This is a genomic window from Halalkalicoccus subterraneus (genome assembly GCF_003697815.1).
In the GTDB taxonomy this organism is placed as follows: domain Archaea; phylum Halobacteriota; class Halobacteria; order Halobacteriales; family Halalkalicoccaceae; genus Halalkalicoccus; species Halalkalicoccus subterraneus.
On the sequence record NZ_RDQG01000021.1, the window covers coordinates 1 to 21,355 of the forward strand.

Genomic DNA, 21,355 nt, shown 5'->3' on the forward strand with positions numbered 1-21,355 from the left:
AAAGACGACAAGGACGATAAGCACCGCGACCGCGACGACAAAGACGACAAGCACCGCGACCACGACGACAAAGATCGGAAGCGCAAGGACGACAAAGACGACGATAAGAAAGGCAAGCACGACGATAAGAAGGACAAGGACGAAGACGACGACGAGAAAGGCAAGCACGACGGCAAAGACGACAAGGACGGCCGACGCGGTGGACGCCGTGACGGCGACAAGAAGGGCAAGGACGAGAAGAAGCACAAGCACGACTGATCCGCTCGGTAACGCGGACGCTTCCGTGACCGCGGTATAGCGCTCCCGAACGGCGGATCATCACTATTCTCGTTCGAACCGTTTCGGTTCGCGCGATTCGATGCGTGTCGACTTCACGAATAGCCGACGCGTACCGACGAACCGATTTGACTGCTCCGAGCGCTGCTCGGTAGCATCTCACGAACGCACAACTGCAGTAATTTTCCCGCGCGGCGGTCGCTTACGCGAACAGTTGGCGCGCGTCGTCGACCGCCTCGACCAGTCTATCGATCTCCTCGCGGGTGTTGTAGAGATAAAAGGAGGCCCGCGCGGAGGCCGCTGTGCCCAGCACGTCATGCAGCGGCTGGGTACAGTGGTCGCCCGCCCGGATCGCGACCGCGTGGTCGTTCATGATCGAGGCCAGGTCGTGAGCGTGGACCCCGTCGAGGTTGAATCCGACTAGTCCGCCACGCTCCGTCGGATCAGATGGTCCGTAGACCTCGATGTCGTCGAACTCCGCGAGTCGCTCCAAGGCGTACTCGGTGAGCCACTCCTCGTGGGCGCGGATCCGATCCATGCCGATCCCTTCGAGGTACTCCACCGCCCGTTCGAGGGCGATCCCCTGGGCGATCAGAGGTGTACCCGCCTCGTACTTCCAGGGGAGATCGTTCCACGTCGAGTCCTCGAACTCCACCTTCCGGATCATCTCGCCGCCATAGAGGAACGGCTCCATCGCCTCCAGAATCTCTTCTTTCCCGTACAGACAGCCGATTCCGGTAGGGCCGGCCATCTTGTGGCCCGAGAAAGCATAGAAGTCGGCGTCGATCGTCTCGACGTCCACCGGGCGGTTCGGGACGGCCTGTGCGCCGTCGACGAAGATCAGCGCGTCCTGCTCGTGGGCGAGATCGGCGAGTTCGCTCACGGGGTTGATCGTCCCGAGCGCGTTCGAGACGTGCACCACGGAGACCATCCGTGTGTCCGGACCGATCAGCTCGCGGGCGTGGTCCATGTCGAGTTCGCCCTCCTCGGTGATCCCGATATAGCGGACCGTCGCACCCGTCTTCTTCGCGATCTGTTGCCATGTCACGAGCGATGCGTGGTGCTCCATCTCCGTGAGGACGACCTCGTCGTCCTCGTCCAGTTCATTGAGCCCCCACGCGTAGGCGACGAGGTTCTCGGCTTCGGTAGTGTTTTTCGTAAAGACCATCTCCTCACGCCCGCCCGAGGCACCGACGAACTCAGCGAGGGTGTCGTGGGCCTCCTCGTAGCGAACAGAGGCCTCCTGGCTGAGGTGATGGATTCCGCGGTGGACGTTTGCGTTCGTCTCTCGGTAGTACTTGCTGATCGCGTCGATCACCTGGTTCGGCGTCTGCGTGGTGGCGGCGTTGTCGAGGTACACCAGCCGGTTGCCGTCGAACTCGCGTTCGAGGATCGGGAAGTCCTCTCGGACGCGCTCGACGTCGAGCGGCGCGGATTCCTGAATGCCCATTGGATGTGATGAGGAGTTCGAGGGAGAACATTCCTTCGGTCCACACGGGGTAGCGTAACCGGATCCGGTTATACCGCGTCGGCACGACCGTCCGTGCGATGCGTTTCCATACCGTTACTACCTCGCCCGGAGTAGCGTCCGATATGGCTTCGTTCGCGAACCGGCCGCTCGGCTCTGCACCGACCGGGGACGCCCCGAACCCGCTCGACATCCCCTGGATCGATATCCACCAGCACACCCAGTCGTTGACGTGGAACGACAGGGAGAAATTCGATCTCAGCGGCGCCCGCGCGGCCGTGATGATCGCCGCGGGTTACTACTGGGCACCGTATCGGCCCGTCTCGGCTGACGACGTGCGCTTCCTCTGGGACGACGCCCTCCGGCGCGCGGCCTGTTTCGACCACCGACACTTCTACGACCAGTACGTCGCCGTCGGCGTCCACACGTGGGCTGGCGTCGAAGGAGCAGAGGAACTGCTCGCGGCCCTGCCCGGGTACTGCGAGGACGAACGGGTAATCGCCATCGGGGAGACGGGGATCGAGTCGACCCATCACACCGCCGCCTGGGGGCTCGACGACCAGCGCGACGTCGTGCGCGAACAGATGCATATCGCCCGCGAGACGGGGCTTCCGATCCTGGTTCACACGCCCGGATCGAGCAAGGGCGGTTTGCCCGCACAGTACAGCCACAGCTACGAGGAGGCGAACGAGAGCTTCACCGAGCCGCTATTGGACCCGGAACACGCGAAACACGAAGCCGTCGAGATCGACCTCGAACTCGCCGACGAGGTAGGACTCCCCGACGAACAGGTGGTGATCGACCACGCGAGCCCGGAGGTCGTCCCGCTCGTCCTCGAAACCACTGACTGCTATCTGAGCTTCAGCGTCAGCGCGCCGTGGCTGCGCGGGTTCGATCCTGCGGACGTCGCGAGGGCGATCGAGGAGTACGGTGCCGACAGGATCGTCCTCGACACCGACCTCATCGGCGCGATGGAACACGACGCCTTCGCGATGAAGCGCACGATCATGGACCTGTGTCGCCTCGGTGTCGACCGCGAGGCGATCGGGAAAGTCGTCTACGGGAACCCGAAAGCGATCCTCGGGATCGAGTGATCACATCCGCAAGAACTGCGCGTGAAGCGTGCCGTCGATGTCGAGGACGTTCGTCTCCTCGACGTGGCCCTGCTCGATCGCGAGCGAGACCGATCGCTCGCCGACGAGGTTCGCCACGCTTGCGCGCGCGAGGCTGTTCACGACCTCCGACTCGCCGGCCTCCTCGCCGCCGTAGAACTCCTCGGTGACGGTGATTGAGAACTTCCCGTTCTCGAAGGTCTCGCCGATAAGCCCCCGATCGCAGACCGAGACCAGCAACCCCTTCGGTGTCTCACGCTCGGTGAGGATCATTTCTCCACGAGCTGCTGTTCGGCGTCGGCGCGCAGCTCTTCGGCCTCGTCGGCGAGATCCTCGGCCTGTTCGTCCTCGCCGAGCTCCTCGTGGGCACGGGCTTTCTCCTCCAGGAGATCGGCGCTCCTGAGGCCCAGTCGCATCGCGTTGTCGAAGCAGTTGACCGCCTCCTCGGCGAGGCCGCGTTCGAGCAGGAAGAAGCCGCGGTTGTACCACGCCTGCGCGAAGCGGTTGTCGATTTCTACTGCTCGCTCGGCGTGTTCGAGCGCCTGCTCGGTTTTCCCGGTCTCCCAGAGCGCATAGGCCAGATTGGTCTCGGCGACCGCGGCGTGTTCCGAGCGCTCGGCGATCCGCAGGGCCTCCTGGTAGGCGCCGATCGCCTCGTCGTACTCCTCCATCTGGGCGTGGGCGACGCCCTTGTTCGTCCAGGCTTCCTGTTCGAGCAGCGAGTCCTCCTCGGCGAACCGAGCCGCGCGCTCGAAGGTCGTCGTCGCCTGCTCGTGGCGGTTGATCTCCATGTAGTTCAGCCCCACGTCGATCAGCGACTCGACGTCGATGGCCTCCTGATTGACGTTGTGCTCGTCGAGCAGGTCGGTGAGCACCCGTGAGTCGACGGGGTCGACCTTGTCGGTGTCGACCCGTAGCTCCGGCGGGTCGAGATCGAACTCCTCGTAGGTCTCGTTGAAGCCCTGCCCCTCGGAAAAGTGGTGGTCGTCCTCTGAATCGGTCATAGACGGGGTACGCGAGGGTGCGGGGTAAGGCTTACGTCGAACGCCCTCACTCGGGATTGGTGACCCTCGTTCGCCCTTTTGATGTCCATAAGAAAGGCCGTAAAGCGGTCTTTCTGGGTCCAGAAAATCACTTCGCGATTTTCGAGACCGGCCAGGTTCCGCCGAGTCGCGGTGTGCGATCGCGCATCGCTCTCGGGAACGCCAGCCCTTCCCCGTCCCGCTCGTGCGACCGCCGCCGTTGGCGGCCGCACTCGCGCCGGCCGTCGCACCGTGACAGTACCGCCCGCACCCACACCGATTAGCCGGTTCGTAACGAAGCTCCGCCATGCGCCTGTTCGTCAGCATCGACCTCCCCGACGAGTTTGCCGACCGAATCGCGTCCCTCCAGGAGGAGTTCGCCGACGCGGGGGGACTTCGATTCACCGACCCCGAACAGACCCATGTGACGCTGAAGTTCCTCGGCGAGACCGACGAGGACCGAATCGCGGAGCTCGAAACTGCTCTCGAAACCGCCGTCGCCGATACCGGAATCGAACCCTTCGAGGCCGAATACGGCGGGCTGGGTGTTTTTCCCTCGTCCGAGTACATCAGCGTCGTCTGGCTCGGAGTACGCGCGGGAAGCGAGGCAATGGCACGGCTCCACGAGTCGATCGAACGCGAAATGGTCGCCGTCGGGTTCGATCCCGAGGACCATGATTTTACGCCCCATGTGACCATCGCGCGGATGAATCACGCCGGCGGCAAGGCGCTGGTCCAGCGACTCGTCCGCGAGCGCGACCCGACCATCGGACGGACGAACGTCGAGGAAATATCGCTCACGGAGAGCGAACCCGCTTCCGACGGCCCCGCCCACTCGACCGTCTCCACCGTTTCGCTCGATTGATCCGTTCCTCGAAAATATACGTCATAAAACATCTCCGATTATGTGATACATTTATTATGTTAGGGAACAGTTATGTCTCATGGTCCGATGCAACCGCTGTGATGGCTACGTCTCGCGCGACTATGCCCGTGTGTTCGGCGACAACCACGATCAGGTTTCCGAGTGTCCGAACTGCCCCATAAGCTGGCAGGAAGAGGAGGCCGACCGGTCCGAGGAATCAGATCGCAAACTGACGTTCAGGATGAGCGAGTTCGAACTCGACGAATCAAGCGAGCCGGACGAATCGAGTGAGGAACGCGAGTCGGTCGATTCGGAAACCACGCGCGCCAATGGTCCGTTCGGCCGGGTCGGGCGGGCTGTCTCGGGGCTGTTCTGAAAAGGACAGGATTTTATGCGCCCGTGGGGTAGTAGCGGCCACTATGGGCAAGAAATCGAAGGCCAAGAAGAAGCGGCTGGCGAAGCTCGACCGCCAGAACACGCGCATCCCGTCGTGGGTGATGCTCAAGACCGACCGCGACGTGACGCGAAACCCCAAGCGGCGAAACTGGCGCCGTAGCGACACCGACGAATAATGAGCGCAAGCGACTTCGAGGAACGCGTGGTAACGGTCCCGCTGCGGGACGCGAAAGCCCAGGCCAGCCACGAGCGCGCGGGCAAGGCGATGACGATCGTCCGCGAGCACCTCGCGAAGCATTTCAAGGTCGAGGAAGACGCCGTGCGGCTCGACCCCTCGATCAACGAGGCCGTCTGGGAGCAGGGTCGGCGCAAGCCCCCGAGCAAACTCCGCGTGCGGGCGGCCCGCTTCACCGAGGACGGCGAGGCGCTCGTCGAGGCCGAACTCGCACGATAGTGCTTCGCACCGCCTTTTTCGGCTCGTCGTCGGTCGGCGTCTTCGCCAGTGCGACCGACGATGCACTCCTCGTGCGAAACGACGTCGAGGACGACCTGCGCGAGGAGCTAGAGGAGGAACTCGGCGTGTCGACGGTCGCAACGACCATCGGCGGGGCTTCTACCGTCGGCGCGCTCTGTGTCGGCAATTCGAAGGGATTGCTCGTAAGCAGCCGGATCACCGGGGTCGAGCGCGAGGCGATCGGCGAGGTCACTGAGTTGCCGATCACCGAGCTTCCCGGGAAGATCAACGCCGCGGGCAACGTCGTGCTCGCGAACGACAGCGGCGCGTACGTCCACCCCGACCTCTCTCGGGAGGCCGTCAAGGCGATAACAGAGGGACTCGACGTCCCGGTCGAGCGCGGCGAGATCGCCGGGCTTCGAACCGTCGGTACGGCCGCGGTGGCGACCGACGAGGGCGTGCTCTGTCACCCGAAGGCGACCGACGGCGAACTCGACTTTCTCGAGGAACACCTCGGTGTCTATGCCGACATCGGGACGATCAACTACGGCGCGCCGCTCGTGGGGGCGGGACTGGTCGCAAACGAGTTCGGCTACGTCGCGGGGCGGGACACCACGGGCCCCGAACTCGGGCGTATCGAAGACACGCTGGGCTATCTCGACTAGGAAGATACTTCCGACTCGCGGGCCCAGTCGTAGGCATGACGTTCACTTCTCTCAACACGGTGATCGCGCGATGAGTATGGGCGGTGGCAACCCCGAACTGCAGGAGCTCTCCCAGCAGCTCCAGGAGCTCGACGCCCAACAGGACGCGCTGGAGGAGGAGGTCGATGACCTGCAGAACGAGCAGGCCGAGATCACCGAGGCCGTCTCGGCGCTCGAATCGCTCGAAACCGGTTCGACGGTGCAGGTTCCCGTCGGTGGCGGCGCATACGTCCGTGCGACGGTCGACGACATCGACGAAGTGGTGGTAGACGTCGGTGGCGGCTTTGCGGCCGAGCAGGAACGCGACGACGCGACCGAGACCCTCCAAGCCAAGCGGAACACGCTTTCGGAGCGCATCGACGAGGTCGAAGCCGAGATCGACGAGCTGTCGTCGGAGATCGACGAGGTCGAACAGCGCGCCCAGCAGGTCCAACAGCAGGCCCAGCAGCAGGCGATGCAGCAGATGCAACAGCAACAGAACGACGAGCGGTAAGCCATGTTCGACGGCCTGAAAGAGAAGATCGGGCGCTTTCGCGACGACGTCGAGGAGGAAGCCGAAGACGCGGAGGACGCGCCCGAACCGACGGACGCCGCCGAACCCGACACATCGGACGACCCGGAGTCGAGTGGGTCGAACGATCCGGTCGTCGAGGCCGATACGGCGGCGGCATCCACCGAGGTTCCCGAACCCGAACCCGATTCCGAGCCCGAACCGGCGGGTTCGGGCGAGCCGGTCGACCCCGAAGCATCCGACGAACCCGACGAGCCGATCGCGGCGGACGCCGCCGAACCCGAACCGGAACCCGACGAGCGCTCGTCGGGTTCCGGTAGCGGGTTTATGCACCGCGCGAGGTCGCTCGCGACCGGCCAGATCGTCGTCGACCCCGAGGTCATCGAGGGACCGCTCGACGATCTGGAGTTCGCGCTGCTCGAAAGCGACGTCGAGTTCACGGTCGCCCAGGAGATCGTCACGAACCTGCGGGCCGATCTCGAGAACGCGACCCGTGGGATGACCCAAACCGTCGAGGAACGGGTCGACCAGGCGCTTCGCGAGGCGCTATTGGACGTGATCAGCGTCGGGCAGTTCGATTTCGACGAGCGGATCGCCGCCGCCGACAAGCCCGTTACCCTCATTTTCACCGGCGTCAACGGCGTCGGCAAGACCACCTCGATCGCGAAGCTCTCGCGATACCTCGAGGAGCGCGGGTATTCGACGGTGCTGGCAAACGGTGACACCTACCGGGCGGGCGCCAACGAGCAGATCGCAGAGCACGCCGACCGGCTGGGAACGGAGCTGATCTCCCACGAGCAGGGCGGCGATCCGGCGGCGGTGATCTACGACGCCGTCGAGTACGCCGAGGCCCACGGGGTCGACGTGGTGCTCGGCGACACGGCGGGCCGGCTCCACACGAACGAGGGGCTGATGGACCAACTCGAGAAGATCGATCGGGTCGTCGGCCCGGACATGACGCTCTTTACCGACGAGGCCGTCGCCGGTCAGGACGCCGTCCAGCGCGCCAAGAAGTTCAACGACGTCGCGGAGATCGACGGCGCGATCCTCACGAAGGCCGACGCGGACGCGAACGGCGGCGCGGCGATCTCGATCGCCTACGTCACCGGCAAGCCGATCCTCTTTCTGGGCACCGGTCAGGAGTACGACGATATCGAACGGTTCGACCCCGAATGGGTCGTCGATCAGCTGGTCGGCAAGTGAGCGTCCCGTTCGTGAACCGACGAGCCAGTTCCGTGATCCGCCATCGTAACTACCGGCTCGATCCGCGAGGAGATCAGTAATGGCCGAGGACGACGAGCCCTTCCGGAAGCTGTTCGCCGGCGGGAGCATCGTCTTCATCGGCGAGATGTTCGGGTTGGCGATCTCGTTCCTCTCGACGCTCGTCATCGGGCGTCTGCTAGGGCCCGAGGGCTACGGTGCGATCGCGCTGGGCTCTGCGGCGCTCGCGACCGCCTCGACGCTCGTTCTCCTGGGAATGCACACGGGTATCGGGCGATTCCTGCCGCGATACGACGACCCCGAGCGGCGTCGCGGCGTCCTCGTCTCGGCGTTCCAGCTCGTACTCCCCCTCTCGGTGCTCGCCGGGGGGGTCCTATTCGTCTTCGGCGATTCCATTGCGATGACCGTCTTCGGCGACGAGAGCGTCGCGCCGGTGTTGCGCGTGTTCGGGCTCGCGATGCCCTTTGCCTCGGTCGAGAAGCTCGCTGTCGGTGGGATCCAGGGAACGAAACGCTCGGCCCCGAAGGTGTTCGTCGAGAACGTTACCGCCCACCTCACGCGACTCCTGCTCGCCGTGGTCATCCTCTGGTTGGGGTTCGACGCCGCCGGCGTCGCGTGGGCGTACGTGCTCGGTCACGCCGCCGCCGCTACCCTGGGAATGTACTACCTCTACCGGTACACGTCGCTGTTTACGCGCACTCCGGCCGTCTCGATGCACCGCGAACTGCTCGCCTTCTCCGCACCGTTGATCATCTCCTCGATCATGGTGAAGATCCTCGCCGATATCGATACGTTTCTGCTCGGCTATTTCGTCTCGACGGCCGACGTCGGCATCTACAACGTGCTCTACCCGCTCGCGACGATGTTGACGGCGGTGCTCGCCTCGTTCGGGTTCCTGTTCGTGCCGATCCTCTCGGAGCTGCACGCCGAGGGCGACGTCGCGGAGATGAAACACACCTACCAGCTGGTCACGAAGTGGATCTTCATGGTCTCGCTGCCGATCGTGCTGGTGATCGCGCTGTTTCCCGAACTGCTGCTTCGCTACACGTACGGTCCGGACTACACCGAGGGAGCGCTCGCGCTGTCGATCCTCGCGGGCGGCTTTTTCGTCCACGCCGTCGCCGGTCCCAACTACAAGACGCTGACCGCGATGGGCAACACCCGCCTGATCATGGTCGACAACATGGGTGCCGCGTTGCTCAACGTCGCGCTGAACGTCGTTTTCATCCCACGCTATTCCTACCTCGGCGCGTCGGTCGCGACCGTCATCTCGTATCTCGCGCTCAACATCGCGTACTCGACACAACTGTACACGCGAACCGGGATCCACCCCTTCTCCCCGTCGCTGTTCAAGCCCGCGATCGCCGCGACCGCCTCCATCGGCGCGATCTATCTCGTCGTCACCTCGATCGTGACCGTCACGCTCCCGGTGTTCCTCCTCATGTTCTCGCTCTTTCTCGCGATCCACGCGGTCGTGACTCTGCGCCTCGGCGGGATCGAACGCGAGGAAGTCCTCCTCGTGCTCGACTTCGAGGAGCGACTCGGCGTCGACCTCGGCCCCGCAAAGACGATCGCGAAACGCTTCCTCTGAGCGCTGACCGCTCTCCTCGCCGTGGCTTCCCCGCTATCGGCGGCTCCCCCCATTCTATTTTACGTCGATAAACACATAATACTTATTACTTGTCAAGATATCTATCAAACATGTCAAATCAGAGATCGAATGGCGCTTCGATGAGTCGACGAACCTATCTCGCGGCCGGACTCGCCGCGGTCGCGGGCGTTGGTGTGGTTGGAAGCGGGTCGGCGCGAGCAATGGCAGCGAACGATCCCGCTCCGACCGGTACGGAGATCGGTGGCGGCGAGGAGTACGACCGTCACGTCTCCCCGGAGGACGCGGACGTCGTCGTCTCGACCCGCGAGGAGCTCCTCTCGGCGCTTGAGAGCGGATCGAAAACGATCTACGTCGACGACGATGCGACGATCGACCTGAGCGCTCGCCGGATCACGATCCCCGGCGACGTGACGCTGGCGAGCGGGCGGGGCCGCGACGGCTCGTCGGGAGCGTTGATCACCGCTGACGAACGCACTTCGCGGCTCTTTCAGGTCTTCGAGGACGGCGTGCGAATCACCGGGCTTCGATTCCGGGGCCACCAGGTCGGTTATTACGACTCGTCGGGAGACGCTTGGAGCCATAACTCGCTCGCGATCCGTGCGTACACCGACTGCGAGGTCGATAACTGTGAGCTCTACGGCTGGACGTTCGCCGCGATCGGGATCGGCCGTCACGGCTCGGATCCGCTCGTCAGCGACGCACACGTCCATCACTGCTCGCTTCACGACAACATGATGACCGGGCTCGGCTACGGCGTCGTCGTCTATCAGGGTCACCCGGTGATCGAGTACAACTACTTCGACGGGAACCGCCACAGCATCGCCGCCGGTGGCGAGGCGGGCTGTAGCTACGAAGCTCGGTACAACATCCAGGGCCCGAACGGGCTGATCTTCGGATTCGAGATGCACAGCCCCGGTGGCGACCGGATCGACATCCACCACAACACGTTCGAACTCGTCGAGAACCGCGGCGGTCGGATCACGCGCGCGGTGGCGCTCCGGGGAACACCCAGCGACGGCGCGAGCATTTGGAACAACTGGTTTTTCAATCCGACCGATCCCGGCGGCGATCGGTACGCGAACGGTTCGCCGATCGCACAGTACGGCGACGATGTGAGCGGAACCGAGTGGAACGACGTGTCGCTCTCCGACAACCACTTCGGCGAGGACGAACCGGCACCGGGGATCGGACACCCGCGCGGGGGCTCATCGACCCAGTCCGAGACGGCACAGCTCCGCGTCTACGTCCGCGAAGAGGGTGCTGAGGAGCACCTCGAGGGTGCGACCGTCGAGGTCCAGGCACGCGACGGGACGATACTGGATGACTACGACGACCCGCTGACGGCCGAAACCGTCGCGGGCGAGGAATACTTCGGCGCGTACGCGCGCTTCGACGACCTCCCCGTCGGTCGTTACGACGTTCGAGCGAGCCACCCCGGCTACGAACCGGGTTCGTACCTGGATCTCGAACTCGATTCCTCGGGACGACAGCCCCCGATCTCGCTGGAGCCACGCGAACGAGACGTCCTCACGGTGACCGGACGCGGCGAGACGTCCCACTACGAGTTCGCGACCGACCTCGCGGACGGCGAGATCAAGAAATCCACCGAGTACGGGGCGACCATCAACAGCTACGACAGCATCGACGGGTCGACGGTCACGGGACGCACCACGAACGAGCCCGACTCGTTCGCCTTCGTGGGCGAGGTGGTCTCCTTCGAGGCCGACGGCCCCGTTGACGTGTTGCTCAACGGTGAGGCCGTCGATCCGGACGAGTTCGCCCCGGACGAGCCGGGCGACTCCATCGACGACGGGCAGGTGATCACGGTCGAGGGCGGCAGCTACGCGGACCCGACGCATTACCTCTTCGAGGTCACCGGTCGTGTCGAGAAGTCCGACGCCAACGGCGCGACCGTCGACGACGCCGACGAGATCGCCGGACGGGTCGTCGCCGGTATCCTGCGGGGCGAACACGACAGCTACGTCATCCCGTCCGACGACGCGATCACCAGCTTCATCTCGCTCGGGGGGATCTCCGTCCGAATCGACGGGACCGAGGTTCCCTCCGGGGAGGTCGAATCGTACTTCGAGTGATCGGCTTCAGTTGACGACGCTCGATCATGTGTGTTCACGTACCGAATCAGCCGTCAACAGAAGCTTAGTAATACCTGGGGTCGGTAGCACGACGTGCGATGCGAAGGTGGAGCGCGATAGGACAGTGCGGTCGCCCGAGTCCGGTCGAGAGAGTATCATAAATGCAGTTCTCGATCGGCCGGTACCGGATCGGGTTTGGAACCCTCGGTGCCGTCGCGGGGCTGGGCGTTGCCGGGCTCGTGCTCCTGTTCAACCTCTTCCTCTCGCACATGTTGGTGCGGACGCTCCCGCCGATCCTCACGGGGGCCTGTCTGCTTTATCTCGTCGCCAGGCGGAACCCGACGCCCGCCGTCGGAACGCTTCCGACCTGGGCCGTCCACGCTCTCCCGAGCGTCGTGTTCCTCGGGACGGCCGCGCTGATCGCGCTCTCGCTTGCGACGGGCGGTCGTGGCCCGACCTTCTATCTGCTCACGATCGCGCTCTCGGTGGTGGTATTCGTTCAGATCGCGTTCACCCCCGATGAACAGTTCTCGGTCGGAATGGGTCTCGCGCAGGTGCTCGCGCTCGGGTTCGTGGTCCGGTTTGCGGGGCTGTTGGGTTCGGCGGGGTACGTCGGCGTCGACGTTTGGATCCACATGCCCCAGTACGTCGAAGGGATCCTCTCGGCGGGTTCGATCCAGGGAATGGGCCCAACGAAGTACGCTCTGGCCCCGCTCTATCACCTCTCGGTCGCCTCGACCTCGTTGCTCGCCGACCTTCCTCCGCGCCTCGCGCTGTTCGGCTCGATCGGGATCGCGATGGGTCTCACCGGTCTGTTCGTCTACCTGACGGCCGCCCGGTTCGTCGACCCGCGGTGGGCCGTCTTCGCCGCGGCGGCCTACTCGATCAGCGACTTCGTCGTCGTCTGGTCGATCCACCTCATCCCGACGAGTCTGGGCGTGGTGTTCTTTCTCGCCGTCCTGTTGGTGTTCGTCCGGATCCAACAGCGGGGAACCCGCCCGGCGGTGCTCGTGTTGATAGTCGCGTTCGTCCTCGCGATGGCGTTGACCCACCAGGTCGCCTCGTTCATCATGCTCGTGTTGCTCGGAGCCGGCTCGCTCGCCCAGATCGCGCTGAACATGGGCCAACTTCGCGACCGACTGTTCGCGGACTCATCTCCCTCGATTCGGGTCCACAGCGTTCACGGGTACTCCGCGTTCGCGGTCGGGTTGCTCATGCTCATCTGGAGCGTGACTCCGTGGGGCAACCGGACCTTCGTTGAGGCGGTGCTCGTCATCCTCTGGGGTTCGATCGAGGGTAGCGCCGGTCTGTTCAACCGGGGCGAGACGACGAACGCGGTGGCCGCCGGCGGCGATCAGACGCTCCTTGGCCAGACGGTTATCCCGCTGATCGATCAGGTGGGGTTCTCGATGCTCCTGTTCGGGACGGTCGTCGGGAGCCTCTACATACTCCAGCGTGAGCGAGCCAGTCAGTCGGGGCTGGCGCTGATCATCGCCGCCGTGATCATGCTGTTTTTCACGCTCGTGCCGCCGCTGTTCGGTCTGCGGAACTTCCTGCCCGGGCGCTGGTTCGCGTTCCTCTACGCGGTGCTCGCGATACTCGCCGCCGTTGGTTTCGATCGCCTCCGGCGCGATTGCTCGCCCCAGTTGTTCGCGGCCGTGGCGCTCGTCTTCGCGCTCGTCTTCTCCGGGGGGATGGTGCTCACGAGCGACGCGACCCAGGACGCGCCGGCGTTTCCCGAGGAGAACGTCCGGTACGCCTACACGCCGGCCGAGATGAGCGCGATGGAGACGATCGTCGAGCACACCGACAGCGACGCGACCGACCCCATCTACAGCGACTCGCCGTACATCAGTGCCTTGAACCGGTACGGCGGGGAGGAGCGCTTCTCGTCCGCGACCGTCGACGACGGCCCCCCCGACCACGAGGTGACGCTGTATCGCGACTATCAGCGCGACGGCGCGCCACGATTCGAGACCGAGGAGGGAGCGGACCACATCCAGCGAACCACGATCGACGAAATGTGTGGGACGCGAACCATCGGGTACGACAACAGCGACGTCACCCTCTGTGAACGCTGAGACGGGCGCGGTCAACGAACAAAGCCTTTAGCGCTTCGGCCGTCTATCGTAGCCAAATGGTACTCGACGATCTCGGAACCTCCCTCAGAGGGACCTTGGAGGACCTCCGCGGGAAGTCCCGGCTCACCGAAGAGGACGTGCAGGCGGTCGTCAAGGAGATCCAGCGCTCGCTTCTGCAGGCCGACGTCGACGTCTCGCTGGTGATGGAGCTCTCCGACTCGATCAAGACCCGCGCGCTCGAGGAAGAACCGCCCGGCGGGACGACCGCCCGCGATCACGTGCTTCGTATCGTCTACGAGGAACTGGTCGCGCTCGTCGGTGACTCCGCCGAGATTCCCCTCGAAGAGCAGACGATCATGCTCGCGGGCCTGCAGGGGTCGGGGAAGACGACCACGGCGGCGAAGATGGCGTGGTGGTTCTCGAAGAAGGGACTGCGTCCCGCCGTGATCCAGACCGACACGTTCCGGCCGGGCGCCTACGACCAGGCCAAACAGATGTGCGAGCGCGCCGAAGTCGAGTTCTACGGGGATCCCGACGCCGAAGATCCCGTCGAGATCGCCCGCGAGGGAATGGCGGCCACTGCCGACGCCGACGTCCACATCGTCGACACCGCGGGTCGTCACGCGCTGGAGGACGACCTGATCGAGGAGATCGAGGCGATCGGGGACGCCGTCCAGCCCGATCGGTCCCTCCTCGTGCTCGACGCCGCCATCGGGCAGGGCGCGAAGGAACAGGCCCGCCGGTTCGAGGAATCCATCGGAATTCAGGGCGTCGCGATCACCAAGCTCGACGGGACCGCGAAGGGTGGTGGTGCCCTTACGGCGGTCAACGAGACCGACTCGACGATCGCCTTTTTGGGGACCGGCGAGGAGGTCGAGGACATCGAGCGCTTCGAGCCCAACGGCTTCATCTCCCGACTGTTGGGGATGGGCGACCTGAAGCAACTCACTGAGCGCGTCGAGCGCGCGATGGCCGAAACCCAGGAAGAAGAGGAGGATTGGGACCCCGAGGACCTGCTGTCGGGGACCTTCACGCTGCACGACATGCGAAAGCAGATGAACGCGATGAACCGCATGGGCCCGCTGGACCAGGTCATGGACATGATCCCCGGACTCGGTGGCGGGCTCATGGACCAGCTTCCGGACGACGCGATGGACGTCACCCAGGACCGACTGCGGAAGTTCGAGATCATCATGGACTCGATGACCGACGCGGAGATGGAACACCCCCGCGCGATCGGTCAGAGCCAGATCGAACGCATCGCCCGTGGCTCGGGGACCGACGAGGAAACCGTCAGGGAACTGCTCCAGCAACACAAGATGATGGAGCGCACCCTGAAACAGTTCCAGGGCATGGGACAGGGCAACATGGACATGGAACGCATGATGAAACAGATGGAAAACCAGGGCGGCGGTGGCGGCGGCATGGGCGGTCTGTTCTAAGCGCGAATACCGCCTACAGACCCGTTATTCGTCCGTTACCGGCCGCCCACCTTCGGTCGGCGGCGCGACGTGATCGACGTACGACTCGACGTCGGGCTCGTCTACCCGCACCTCGATGTCGATCTCGCCGAGTTCGTCCTCCTCTCCGACCGCGAAGTTCACGACGCCCTGGAAGGCGGCCTGCTTCTTGAGTGAGAACGAGAAATATTCGCCCGACTGCCGCCGGAAGAACTCGTTTCTGGCGGTGTCGAGGATCTCCTGGCGGTGCAGTAGTTCGGAGAAGTGATCCAGCGAGCGGGTCGTCCCGACGATCCGACCGTTTTCGGCACTCAGTTCGGCTTCGGGAACGAGGTTCGACACGGCGTCTTTGACCCTGTCGGTGACTTCAGTGTCGTGGACCGGCGCTCGGACGGTCGCCTCGATCCGGTAGATCATCGTTCCATCCCCTTCGAGAGGAGTTCGCGGATCCGCTCGCGAAAGCGCTCCAACGAGTCGGTGTTCTCGATCGTGACGTCCGCGCGGGTCATCGCCTCGCCCATTCCGAAGCCCAGTTCGCGCTCGTCGCGGGTTTCCAGCGACTCGGTTTCAGGGTTGTCCCGCCCGCGCGTTCCCAGTCGCTGTTCTCGTATCTCGAAGGGTGCCTCGACCGCGATCAGGGTGAAGTCCTCGCCGAAGGCCTCCTCGAAGCGCTTTGCCTCCGCACCCGATCGAAGCCCGTCGACGAGGACGACCCTGCTCCCTTCGAGGCGCTCCTCGATCAGCGGCAGGGAGCGCTCGGCGATCGCGAGCGGACCGTCCTCCTCGCGCATGGCCGTCGCGACCTCGCCGTGGTGGTCGGCGGGGTCGAGCCCTCGATCCCGGCACTCCCGACGGATGACGTCGCCCATCGTGACGACGGGGATCCCCTCCTCGCGGGCGACGGCGGCGGCCTCGCCCTTCCCGCTGCCCGGCAGGCCGACGGTTCCGATGACTCGCATTCGCCGGCGATAGACGGGGTCGGCGGTTAAATCTGCTGGGTCGGCCCGTCACGGCCGGAAACATTATATCAAAATAAATATATTTTGAGAGTGATGTCCGATGCAGGTAGCCACTGGACGTCTTACGCTACGACGGCGCTTACCCTCCTCGTGATCACCGGACTGGCCAGCCCAGAGATCTACTGTCTCGTCCAGGGAGAACCCTCAACGACGGGATCTCGACGCTCGCGACCGCCGGGATCCTCCTGGGACTCGTTTCATCCTTTTACCTCATCGACTGGATCGACGCGAAGCGCTCGCTCGGCTATACGACCGTCGTGTTCCTGTATTTGGTCGTCCTCTGTGGCACAATCGTCGGATGCTCCCTGCTCATCTGGGTCGTTCCCGACTCACCGGGGGCGGTCGGGATACTGATCGTCTCGGTTCTGGGGGCGCTGTTGGCTCTCCGCGGGCTGATTCGGGGCCCCGTGGACGGGCAGGCGTCATAGCGTTCCAGCGGGTCGGGCTCGTTCGCGAGAAGCGGCTCGCGCGGGTCGATCCCGATGACTTTTCACGGCCGCCCCCGAAGCCGCCTCCGAGGGCACGTAGCTCAGTCCGGATAGAGCGTCGGACTTCTAATCCGACGGTCGTGGGTTCGAATCCCATCGTGCCCGCTTTTCTGCAACGAACGGATGTGAGGAGCGAAAAGCGAACCACGTGGAATTCGAAGCAGGGAGCAGCTCTGCTGCGACTGGGGTTCGAATCCCATCGTGCCCGTTCGTTCGCTTCGCTCACTCACGGGCACTCTTGAGTCCCCCTCGTTTCGTCACTGGCGGCTTCGCCGCCGGTTCCCAGCGGGACCTCCGCTCCCGCCCGGCTCACGGAATTCCCATCGTGCCTGATTCTTTCGCGGCAAATGGACCGCACCGCTTTTGCCCTGCCCCGCGAGAACCCGACCATGGCCGATACGGACCTCATCGCGGCGCTTCGCGAGGCCGACGCCGTCCAGTACGGCGAGTTCGAACTCTCGCATGGCGGGACGAGCGACTACTACGTCGACAAGTACCGCTTCGAGACCGATCCCCGATGCCTTTCGCTGATCGCGTCGGCCTTCGCCGAGCGGGTCGACGAGCCGAAACTCGCGGGCGTCGCCCTCGGGGCAGTGCCATTGGTGGCAGTCACGAGCGTCGAGACGGACCTCCCGTACGTCATCGCGCGCAAACGACAGAAGGAGTACGGCACCGCCAATCTGATCGAGGGCGCTCTCGAAGAGGGCGAGGAGGTGCTCGTTTTGGAGGACATCGCGACGACCGGGCAAAGCGCCGTCGACGCCGCCGAGGCGCTCCGGGAGGCCGGTGCCCGCGTCGAGCGCGTACTGGTTGTCGTCGACCGCGAGGAGGGCGCCCGCGAACTGCTCGCCGAGCACGACCTCGAACTCGAAGCGTTGCTCACGGCCACGGAGCTTCTCGACCGGTAGTATCCGCTCCCGTGCGTGTTTTCTCCGGGATCCGATTCGGGATATTCATGCTCGTGTAGATCACCCTTCGAATATGAACAGAGCGGAGAAGGCTGCCCTGCAGTTGCAGGCGGTCTCGGTGCTCGGAATGCTGAAGGAGACGCGCACGTACGACGAACTCGCCGATCTGACGGGCCTGCCGGCGGGCGACCTCAACCGCTACGTCAACGGCCACGTCCTTCCGGGGACCGACCGCGCTCGCGCGGTCATCGACGGCGTCGGCTACGATACCCTTACTGCGGAGCTCGATGCGCGGATCGAACTCGACGGGGAGGGCTACGTCGACAACTCCGGGATCGTCTTCGATCAGCCCTTCCTCGATCTGGTTGCGCCGATCGCCGCCGAGTCCTTCGAGTTCGAGCGCCCTGACGTGGTGTTGACGGCCGCAACCGATGGAATCACGCTCGCGGCGGCGATGGCGCGGTACTTCGACGCTCGGTGTGCCTACGCGAAGAAATCGAAGGAGACGGCCGTCGAGGAGTTCATCGAGGCCCGCGATCGCCTCGATTCGGGGATCGAACTCACCTACTACCTGCCGGCCTCGGTACTGTCTGCGGGCGACACCGTACTGGTGGTCGACGACCTGATCAGGTCGGGCGAGACCCAGGAACTCCTGCTCGATATCGTCGACGGCTCGGACGCCCACGTCGGCGGCGTCTTCGCACTTATTGCCGCCGGAGACGAGGGGATCGAGCGCGCCCGGGCGCGAACCGACGCTCCGGTCGGCGCACTCGAACGCCTCGACTGAAAACGATGTGTGTACAGCTTTTCGGCGAGATAATACGAAAATACTTAAATAAGTGCGTTGTGCTACGACAACTCATGCATTATGGGGACCGCTGAACGCCTGCGGGCGTACTTCGACGTGACGGGGTCGGGAAGCGACGTCAGGACCGAGACCGTCGCCGGGATCACGACGTTCCTGGCGATGTCGTACATCATCCTGGTGAATCCGGTGATCCTCGCCGAGGCGATCACGGTCGAGGGCTACTCCACCCAGGAGGTCCAGCAGATGATCGCCATCGCAACCGTCCTCTCCGCCTTCGTCGCCACAGCCGTAATGGCCGTCTATGCCAACCGTCCGTTCGCGCTCGCACCGGGAATGGGGCTCAACGCCTTTTTCGCCTTCACCGTCGTCCTCGGGCTCGGGATCCCGTGGCAGACCGCGCTCGCAGCCGTCTTCGTCGAGGGGCTGCTCTTCATCGCCATCACGGCCGTCGGCGCGCGAAAGTACGTCATCGAACTGTTTCCCGAACCGGTGAAGTTCTCCGTCGGTGCGGGGATCGGGATCTACCTGCTCTTTATCGGCCTCCAGGAGATGCAACTGGTCGTCGCAGACGAGTCGACGCTGGTCGCCCTGGGGAATGTCGCCGCGAACCCCGTCGCTACGCTGGGCGTTCTCGGGCTTGCGGTCACGTTCGTCCTCTGGGCGCGCGGGATCAAGGGCGCGATCGTCATCGGGATCGTCGGCACGACCCTTCTCGGGTGGGCGCTCACAGTTGGAGGCGTCTTCTCACGGGGCGTCGTCACCCCCGAGACGTTCGCAAGCCCCCAGTACGACATCACGCCGCTTGCCGGTGCCTTCCTCGACGGGCTGGCCGACGTCGATCCGTTGACCTTCGCGCTAGTCGTGTTCACCTTCTTCGTCGTCGATTTCTTCGACACTGCCGGGACGCTGATCGGCGTCTCGCAGTTCGGCGGCTTCCTCGACGAGGACGGCGACCTCCCCGAGATCGAGAAGCCCCTGATGGCCGACGCCATCGGGACCACCGTCGGTGCGATGCTCGGAACCTCGACGGTGACGACCTACATCGAGTCCTCGACGGGCGTCGAGGAGGGCGGCCGTACGGGATTGACGGCGCTGGTCGTCGCCGGGCTCTTTCTGGTCTCGCTGGTCGCGATCCCGCTGATCGCGGCGATTCCCGCCTACGCCTCGTACATCGCGCTCGTCGTCGTCGGGATCATCATGCTTCAGGGGGTGCTCGACGTCGACTGGAACGACCCCGCGTGGGCCGTCTCGGGCGGGCTGACGATCACGGTGATGCCGCTGACCTACTCGATCGCCAACGGGCTCGCCGCCGGCATCATCGCCTACCCGGTTATCAAGGCCGCCATCGGTGAGTTAGACGATGTGCGCCTCGGTCAATGGCTGCTCGCGGCGGTGCTCGTCGGCTACTTCTACGTCCAGACGAGCGGGATGTTGCTCTGATCCGGTCGCTTTTGAGCGTGGGCGACCTACGGAGGGTGATGGCACCGATAGAGTTCTACGCGCTCGATGGCTGTCCGTTCTGTGCGAAAGTCGAAAGCAAACTCGACGAACTCGGCGTCGAGTACACCACCCATTCGGTTCCGAGCAGCCACGCCGAGCGAACCGAGGTTGAGGAGATCAGCGGCCAGACCGAGGTTCCGATGATCGTCGACCCCGACCACGACGTCGAGGGGATGCACGAGAGCGACGACATCGTCGAGTACCTCGAAGAGACCTACGGCTCGGCGTCGTAATCGGTTTCGAGGCGCGTTCACAACGACGACGTGGATCGGGGGATCAGGCGTGCTCTTCGGGCGGCGTGGTACGCTCGCGGATCAGCTCCCTGAGCTCCTCGCCGTCGCGGGCCGATTCGGCCTCCTCGCGTTCGAGGATCGCGGTTCCCTCGATCTCCTCGCGGGGAGCCTTATCGACGAAGTAGACCGATCGCGTCAGTGTGACCTTCCCGAGCGAGCCCATGATTCGGGCGCGCTTCTCGGCGGTTTTCGTGAACGCCGAGTTGCCGGTGAGAAGGCTCTCCTCCTCGCCTGTGTCCTCGCCGACGGCCTTGAACGGCGCGCGCGTCGTCGGGTGGACGTCGAAGCCGGCCCGCGTGAGCACCGCGGTGATGCCCTCGTCTTCCGGTTCGACGTCGGGGTCCTCGGGGGTGGGTTCGGCGTCGCGAACTTCCTCCGCACCGTCCAGTACATCGACCGGGCTGGTCAGGGGCGCGTTGAACAGGTCCTCCAGCGCCATCGCTACCTCGATCGAGGCGTTCATCCCGTCCTCGTACTTCGAGACCGTTCGCCGGGAGACGCCGAGCTCGGTGGCGAGCTGACCGAGACTCCAGCCGAGCTTCTCGCGCTCGTCGGCGAGGATGTCGCTGTCGATGCTGACGTACAGCCCGCCCGGTGCGGCGTAAATGAGGGGTGGAACGTTCTCGACGAACAGGTCCATCGCGGTGTCGGGGCTGAAGACGGGCACCCCATGGCGGAAGTAGACCACGCCGGGTTCGAGCTCCTCGTCGCGGGTTCGTAGCCCGATGACGAACGGCGTGGCGTTCAGGTAGCTCCCGAGCCGGCGCATCTCCGCGCCGGTCACCCCGTCGAACCCGTCGACGTTGCCCAGGATCTTCACGAGAATCAGGTCCTCGCCGCGCCGTGCCGCGATATCGAAACTCTTCGGGCGGATGGCACACCGGTCGCTCACCGCAAATCCCGCGTCGGTGAGCATCGCTGTTACGTTTCCGACCAGTGCAGACCGAGACATATTCCTATATAAGTCATTCGACCCATATATGTGTTGTGACAGTGTAGCGGCCCGTTCCCCACTTCTCCCCTGCTCTCCCGTCGGTATATATTACAGCGAGTCGAAAGCCGTT

General features: G+C 64.4%; 24 protein-coding genes and 1 tRNA gene. 19 read left to right on the forward strand and 6 right to left on the reverse strand.

From position 1 onward, the window contains the following. Positions 1 to 258, forward strand: a 258-nt coding sequence (locus EAO80_RS05490) for a hypothetical protein (RefSeq protein ID WP_211330646.1), incomplete at its 5' end; no start/stop codon positions are given. A gap of 220 nt (positions 259 to 478) precedes the next feature. Here the strand turns inward: EAO80_RS05490 and EAO80_RS05495 are convergent. Further along, on the reverse strand, positions 479 to 1,720 hold the full coding sequence (locus EAO80_RS05495) for an aminotransferase class V-fold PLP-dependent enzyme (protein WP_281273005.1): 1,242 nt from the start codon (positions 1,718 to 1,720) through the stop codon (positions 479 to 481). Between the two features lie 149 nt (positions 1,721 to 1,869). Here EAO80_RS05495 and EAO80_RS05500 point away from each other — a divergent pair, with 149 nt between their 5' ends. Then, entirely contained in the window at positions 1,870 to 2,838 is a 969-nt protein-coding gene (locus EAO80_RS05500; RefSeq protein ID WP_122088931.1) for a TatD family hydrolase, read from the forward strand. Here the strand turns inward: EAO80_RS05500 and EAO80_RS05505 are convergent, their stop codons facing one another. Together EAO80_RS05505 and EAO80_RS05510 are read right to left on the reverse strand one after the other, a co-directional pair. Further along, positions 2,839 to 3,129 carry a DUF424 domain-containing protein gene (locus EAO80_RS05505; RefSeq protein ID WP_122088932.1) on the reverse strand — a complete coding sequence of 97 codons (291 nt, stop codon included), beginning with the start codon at positions 3,127 to 3,129 and terminating at the stop codon, positions 2,839 to 2,841. Next, on the reverse strand, positions 3,126 to 3,860 hold the full coding sequence (locus EAO80_RS05510; protein ID WP_122088933.1) for a tetratricopeptide repeat protein: 735 nt from the start codon (positions 3,858 to 3,860) through the stop codon (positions 3,126 to 3,128). The genes EAO80_RS05505 and EAO80_RS05510 overlap by 4 nt, the downstream gene beginning before the upstream one ends. Positions 3,861 to 4,185: 325 nt before the next feature. Between EAO80_RS05510 and thpR the strand changes: the two genes are divergently transcribed. The 11 genes from thpR to EAO80_RS05565 all read left to right on the forward strand — a co-directional run bounded on the left by thpR (position 4,186) and on the right by EAO80_RS05565 (position 15,257). Next, positions 4,186 to 4,743 carry an RNA 2',3'-cyclic phosphodiesterase gene (thpR, locus tag EAO80_RS05515; RefSeq protein WP_122088934.1) on the forward strand — a complete coding sequence of 186 codons (558 nt, stop codon included), beginning with the start codon at positions 4,186 to 4,188 and terminating at the stop codon, positions 4,741 to 4,743. 79 nt (positions 4,744 to 4,822) lie between these two features. After that, the gene (locus EAO80_RS05520; RefSeq protein WP_245998472.1) at positions 4,823 to 5,119 is read left to right on the forward strand and encodes a DUF7563 family protein; all 297 of its coding nucleotides are present in this window, start codon (positions 4,823 to 4,825) and stop codon (positions 5,117 to 5,119) included. A 43-nt stretch (positions 5,120 to 5,162) separates the two neighbouring features. Further along, positions 5,163 to 5,315, forward strand: coding sequence for a 50S ribosomal protein L39e (locus EAO80_RS05525; RefSeq protein WP_122088935.1), 153 nt, complete (start codon positions 5,163 to 5,165; stop codon positions 5,313 to 5,315). Continuing rightward, positions 5,315 to 5,593: a 50S ribosomal protein L31e gene (locus EAO80_RS05530; protein ID WP_122088936.1), complete on the forward strand. Its 279-nt coding sequence runs from the start codon at positions 5,315 to 5,317 to the stop codon at positions 5,591 to 5,593. The genes EAO80_RS05525 and EAO80_RS05530 overlap by 1 nt, the downstream gene beginning before the upstream one ends. Further along, positions 5,593 to 6,258, forward strand: coding sequence for a translation initiation factor IF-6 (locus EAO80_RS05535; RefSeq protein WP_122088937.1), 666 nt, complete (start codon positions 5,593 to 5,595; stop codon positions 6,256 to 6,258). The genes EAO80_RS05530 and EAO80_RS05535 overlap by 1 nt, the downstream gene beginning before the upstream one ends. A gap of 76 nt (positions 6,259 to 6,334) precedes the next feature. Continuing rightward, positions 6,335 to 6,790, forward strand: coding sequence for a prefoldin subunit alpha (pfdA, locus tag EAO80_RS05540; protein ID WP_122088938.1), 456 nt, complete (start codon positions 6,335 to 6,337; stop codon positions 6,788 to 6,790). Between the two features lie 3 nt (positions 6,791 to 6,793). Then, positions 6,794 to 8,011, forward strand: a complete 1,218-nt coding sequence (gene ftsY / locus EAO80_RS05545) for a signal recognition particle-docking protein FtsY (RefSeq protein WP_122088939.1) — start codon at positions 6,794 to 6,796, stop codon at positions 8,009 to 8,011. A 79-nt stretch (positions 8,012 to 8,090) separates the two neighbouring features. Beyond that, positions 8,091 to 9,620: a flippase gene (locus EAO80_RS05550; RefSeq protein WP_122088940.1), complete on the forward strand. Its 1,530-nt coding sequence runs from the start codon at positions 8,091 to 8,093 to the stop codon at positions 9,618 to 9,620. A gap of 140 nt (positions 9,621 to 9,760) precedes the next feature. Then, positions 9,761 to 11,734, forward strand: a complete 1,974-nt coding sequence (locus EAO80_RS20240) for a carboxypeptidase-like regulatory domain-containing protein (protein ID WP_245998474.1) — start codon at positions 9,761 to 9,763, stop codon at positions 11,732 to 11,734. A gap of 161 nt (positions 11,735 to 11,895) precedes the next feature. After that, positions 11,896 to 13,815: a glycosyltransferase family 39 protein gene (locus EAO80_RS05560; protein WP_122088941.1), complete on the forward strand. Its 1,920-nt coding sequence runs from the start codon at positions 11,896 to 11,898 to the stop codon at positions 13,813 to 13,815. Between the two features lie 56 nt (positions 13,816 to 13,871). After that, on the forward strand, positions 13,872 to 15,257 hold the full coding sequence (locus tag EAO80_RS05565) for a signal recognition particle protein Srp54 (protein ID WP_122088942.1): 1,386 nt from the start codon (positions 13,872 to 13,874) through the stop codon (positions 15,255 to 15,257). A 24-nt stretch (positions 15,258 to 15,281) separates the two neighbouring features. On the opposite strand, the gene EAO80_RS05570 is transcribed toward EAO80_RS05565, so the two are convergent. Together EAO80_RS05570 and EAO80_RS05575 are read right to left on the reverse strand one after the other, a co-directional pair. Beyond that, complete coding sequence (locus EAO80_RS05570; protein ID WP_122088943.1) at positions 15,282 to 15,692, reverse strand: RNA-binding domain-containing protein; 411 nt, start codon at positions 15,690 to 15,692, stop codon at positions 15,282 to 15,284. Further along, on the reverse strand, positions 15,689 to 16,234 hold the full coding sequence (locus EAO80_RS05575) for an AAA family ATPase (RefSeq protein WP_122088944.1): 546 nt from the start codon (positions 16,232 to 16,234) through the stop codon (positions 15,689 to 15,691). Before EAO80_RS05575 ends, EAO80_RS05570 begins: the two co-directional genes overlap by 4 nt. 317 nt (positions 16,235 to 16,551) lie before the next feature. Between EAO80_RS05575 and EAO80_RS19530 the strand changes: the two genes are divergently transcribed. The 6 genes from EAO80_RS19530 (at position 16,552) to EAO80_RS05600 (ending at position 20,231) form a co-directional block, all read left to right on the forward strand. After that, on the forward strand, positions 16,552 to 16,722 hold the full coding sequence (locus EAO80_RS19530; protein ID WP_162993901.1) for a hypothetical protein: 171 nt from the start codon (positions 16,552 to 16,554) through the stop codon (positions 16,720 to 16,722). 90 nt (positions 16,723 to 16,812) lie between these two features. Then, positions 16,813 to 16,887 (forward strand) — tRNA-Arg (locus EAO80_RS05580). Positions 16,888 to 17,171: 284 nt separating this feature from the next. Beyond that, complete coding sequence (pyrE, locus tag EAO80_RS05585) at positions 17,172 to 17,690, forward strand: orotate phosphoribosyltransferase (protein WP_122089005.1); 519 nt, start codon at positions 17,172 to 17,174, stop codon at positions 17,688 to 17,690. 73 nt (positions 17,691 to 17,763) lie between these two features. Beyond that, positions 17,764 to 18,477 (forward strand): phosphoribosyltransferase family protein, encoded by a 714-nt coding sequence (locus tag EAO80_RS05590; RefSeq protein WP_122088945.1) that lies wholly within the window; start codon positions 17,764 to 17,766, stop codon positions 18,475 to 18,477. 81 nt (positions 18,478 to 18,558) lie between these two features. Further along, complete coding sequence (locus tag EAO80_RS05595) at positions 18,559 to 19,938, forward strand: NCS2 family permease (RefSeq protein ID WP_122088946.1); 1,380 nt, start codon at positions 18,559 to 18,561, stop codon at positions 19,936 to 19,938. Between the two features lie 38 nt (positions 19,939 to 19,976). Beyond that, on the forward strand, positions 19,977 to 20,231 hold the full coding sequence (locus EAO80_RS05600; RefSeq protein WP_122088947.1) for a glutathione S-transferase N-terminal domain-containing protein: 255 nt from the start codon (positions 19,977 to 19,979) through the stop codon (positions 20,229 to 20,231). Between the two features lie 43 nt (positions 20,232 to 20,274). Here EAO80_RS05600 and EAO80_RS05605 read toward each other — a convergent pair whose 3' ends face one another. Further along, a complete protein-coding gene (locus EAO80_RS05605; protein WP_122088948.1) occupies positions 20,275 to 21,243 on the reverse strand; it encodes a transcriptional regulator in 969 nt (322 codons plus the stop codon). Positions 21,244 to 21,355 lie beyond the last annotated feature (112 nt).

Excerpts from the sequence above, each read along its gene's own strand:
- EAO80_RS05500 (WP_122088931.1), top strand. The coding sequence starts at position 1,870 with ATGGCTTCGTTCGCGAACCGGCCGCTCGGCTCTGCACCGACCGGGGAC.
- EAO80_RS05505 (WP_122088932.1), bottom strand. The coding sequence starts at position 3,129 with ATGATCCTCACCGAGCGTGAGACACCGAAGGGGTTGCTGGTCTCGGTC.
- EAO80_RS05510 (WP_122088933.1), bottom strand. The coding sequence starts at position 3,860 with ATGACCGATTCAGAGGACGACCACCACTTTTCCGAGGGGCAGGGCTTC.
- thpR (WP_122088934.1), top strand. The coding sequence starts at position 4,186 with ATGCGCCTGTTCGTCAGCATCGACCTCCCCGACGAGTTTGCCGACCGA.
- EAO80_RS05520 (WP_245998472.1), top strand. The coding sequence starts at position 4,823 with ATGGTCCGATGCAACCGCTGTGATGGCTACGTCTCGCGCGACTATGCC.
- EAO80_RS05525 (WP_122088935.1), top strand. The coding sequence starts at position 5,163 with ATGGGCAAGAAATCGAAGGCCAAGAAGAAGCGGCTGGCGAAGCTCGAC.
- EAO80_RS05530 (WP_122088936.1), top strand. The coding sequence starts at position 5,315 with ATGAGCGCAAGCGACTTCGAGGAACGCGTGGTAACGGTCCCGCTGCGG.
- pfdA (WP_122088938.1), top strand. The coding sequence starts at position 6,335 with ATGGGCGGTGGCAACCCCGAACTGCAGGAGCTCTCCCAGCAGCTCCAG.
- ftsY (WP_122088939.1), top strand. The coding sequence starts at position 6,794 with ATGTTCGACGGCCTGAAAGAGAAGATCGGGCGCTTTCGCGACGACGTC.
- EAO80_RS05550 (WP_122088940.1), top strand. The coding sequence starts at position 8,091 with ATGGCCGAGGACGACGAGCCCTTCCGGAAGCTGTTCGCCGGCGGGAGC.
- EAO80_RS20240 (WP_245998474.1), top strand. The coding sequence starts at position 9,761 with ATGAGTCGACGAACCTATCTCGCGGCCGGACTCGCCGCGGTCGCGGGC.
- EAO80_RS05560 (WP_122088941.1), top strand. The coding sequence starts at position 11,896 with ATGCAGTTCTCGATCGGCCGGTACCGGATCGGGTTTGGAACCCTCGGT.
- EAO80_RS05565 (WP_122088942.1), top strand. The coding sequence starts at position 13,872 with ATGGTACTCGACGATCTCGGAACCTCCCTCAGAGGGACCTTGGAGGAC.
- EAO80_RS05570 (WP_122088943.1), bottom strand. The coding sequence starts at position 15,692 with ATGATCTACCGGATCGAGGCGACCGTCCGAGCGCCGGTCCACGACACT.
- EAO80_RS05575 (WP_122088944.1), bottom strand. The coding sequence starts at position 16,234 with ATGCGAGTCATCGGAACCGTCGGCCTGCCGGGCAGCGGGAAGGGCGAG.
- pyrE (WP_122089005.1), top strand. The coding sequence starts at position 17,172 with ATGGCCGATACGGACCTCATCGCGGCGCTTCGCGAGGCCGACGCCGTC.
- EAO80_RS05590 (WP_122088945.1), top strand. The coding sequence starts at position 17,764 with ATGAACAGAGCGGAGAAGGCTGCCCTGCAGTTGCAGGCGGTCTCGGTG.
- EAO80_RS05595 (WP_122088946.1), top strand. The coding sequence starts at position 18,559 with ATGGGGACCGCTGAACGCCTGCGGGCGTACTTCGACGTGACGGGGTCG.
- EAO80_RS05600 (WP_122088947.1), top strand. The coding sequence starts at position 19,977 with ATGGCACCGATAGAGTTCTACGCGCTCGATGGCTGTCCGTTCTGTGCG.
- EAO80_RS05605 (WP_122088948.1), bottom strand. The coding sequence starts at position 21,243 with ATGTCTCGGTCTGCACTGGTCGGAAACGTAACAGCGATGCTCACCGAC.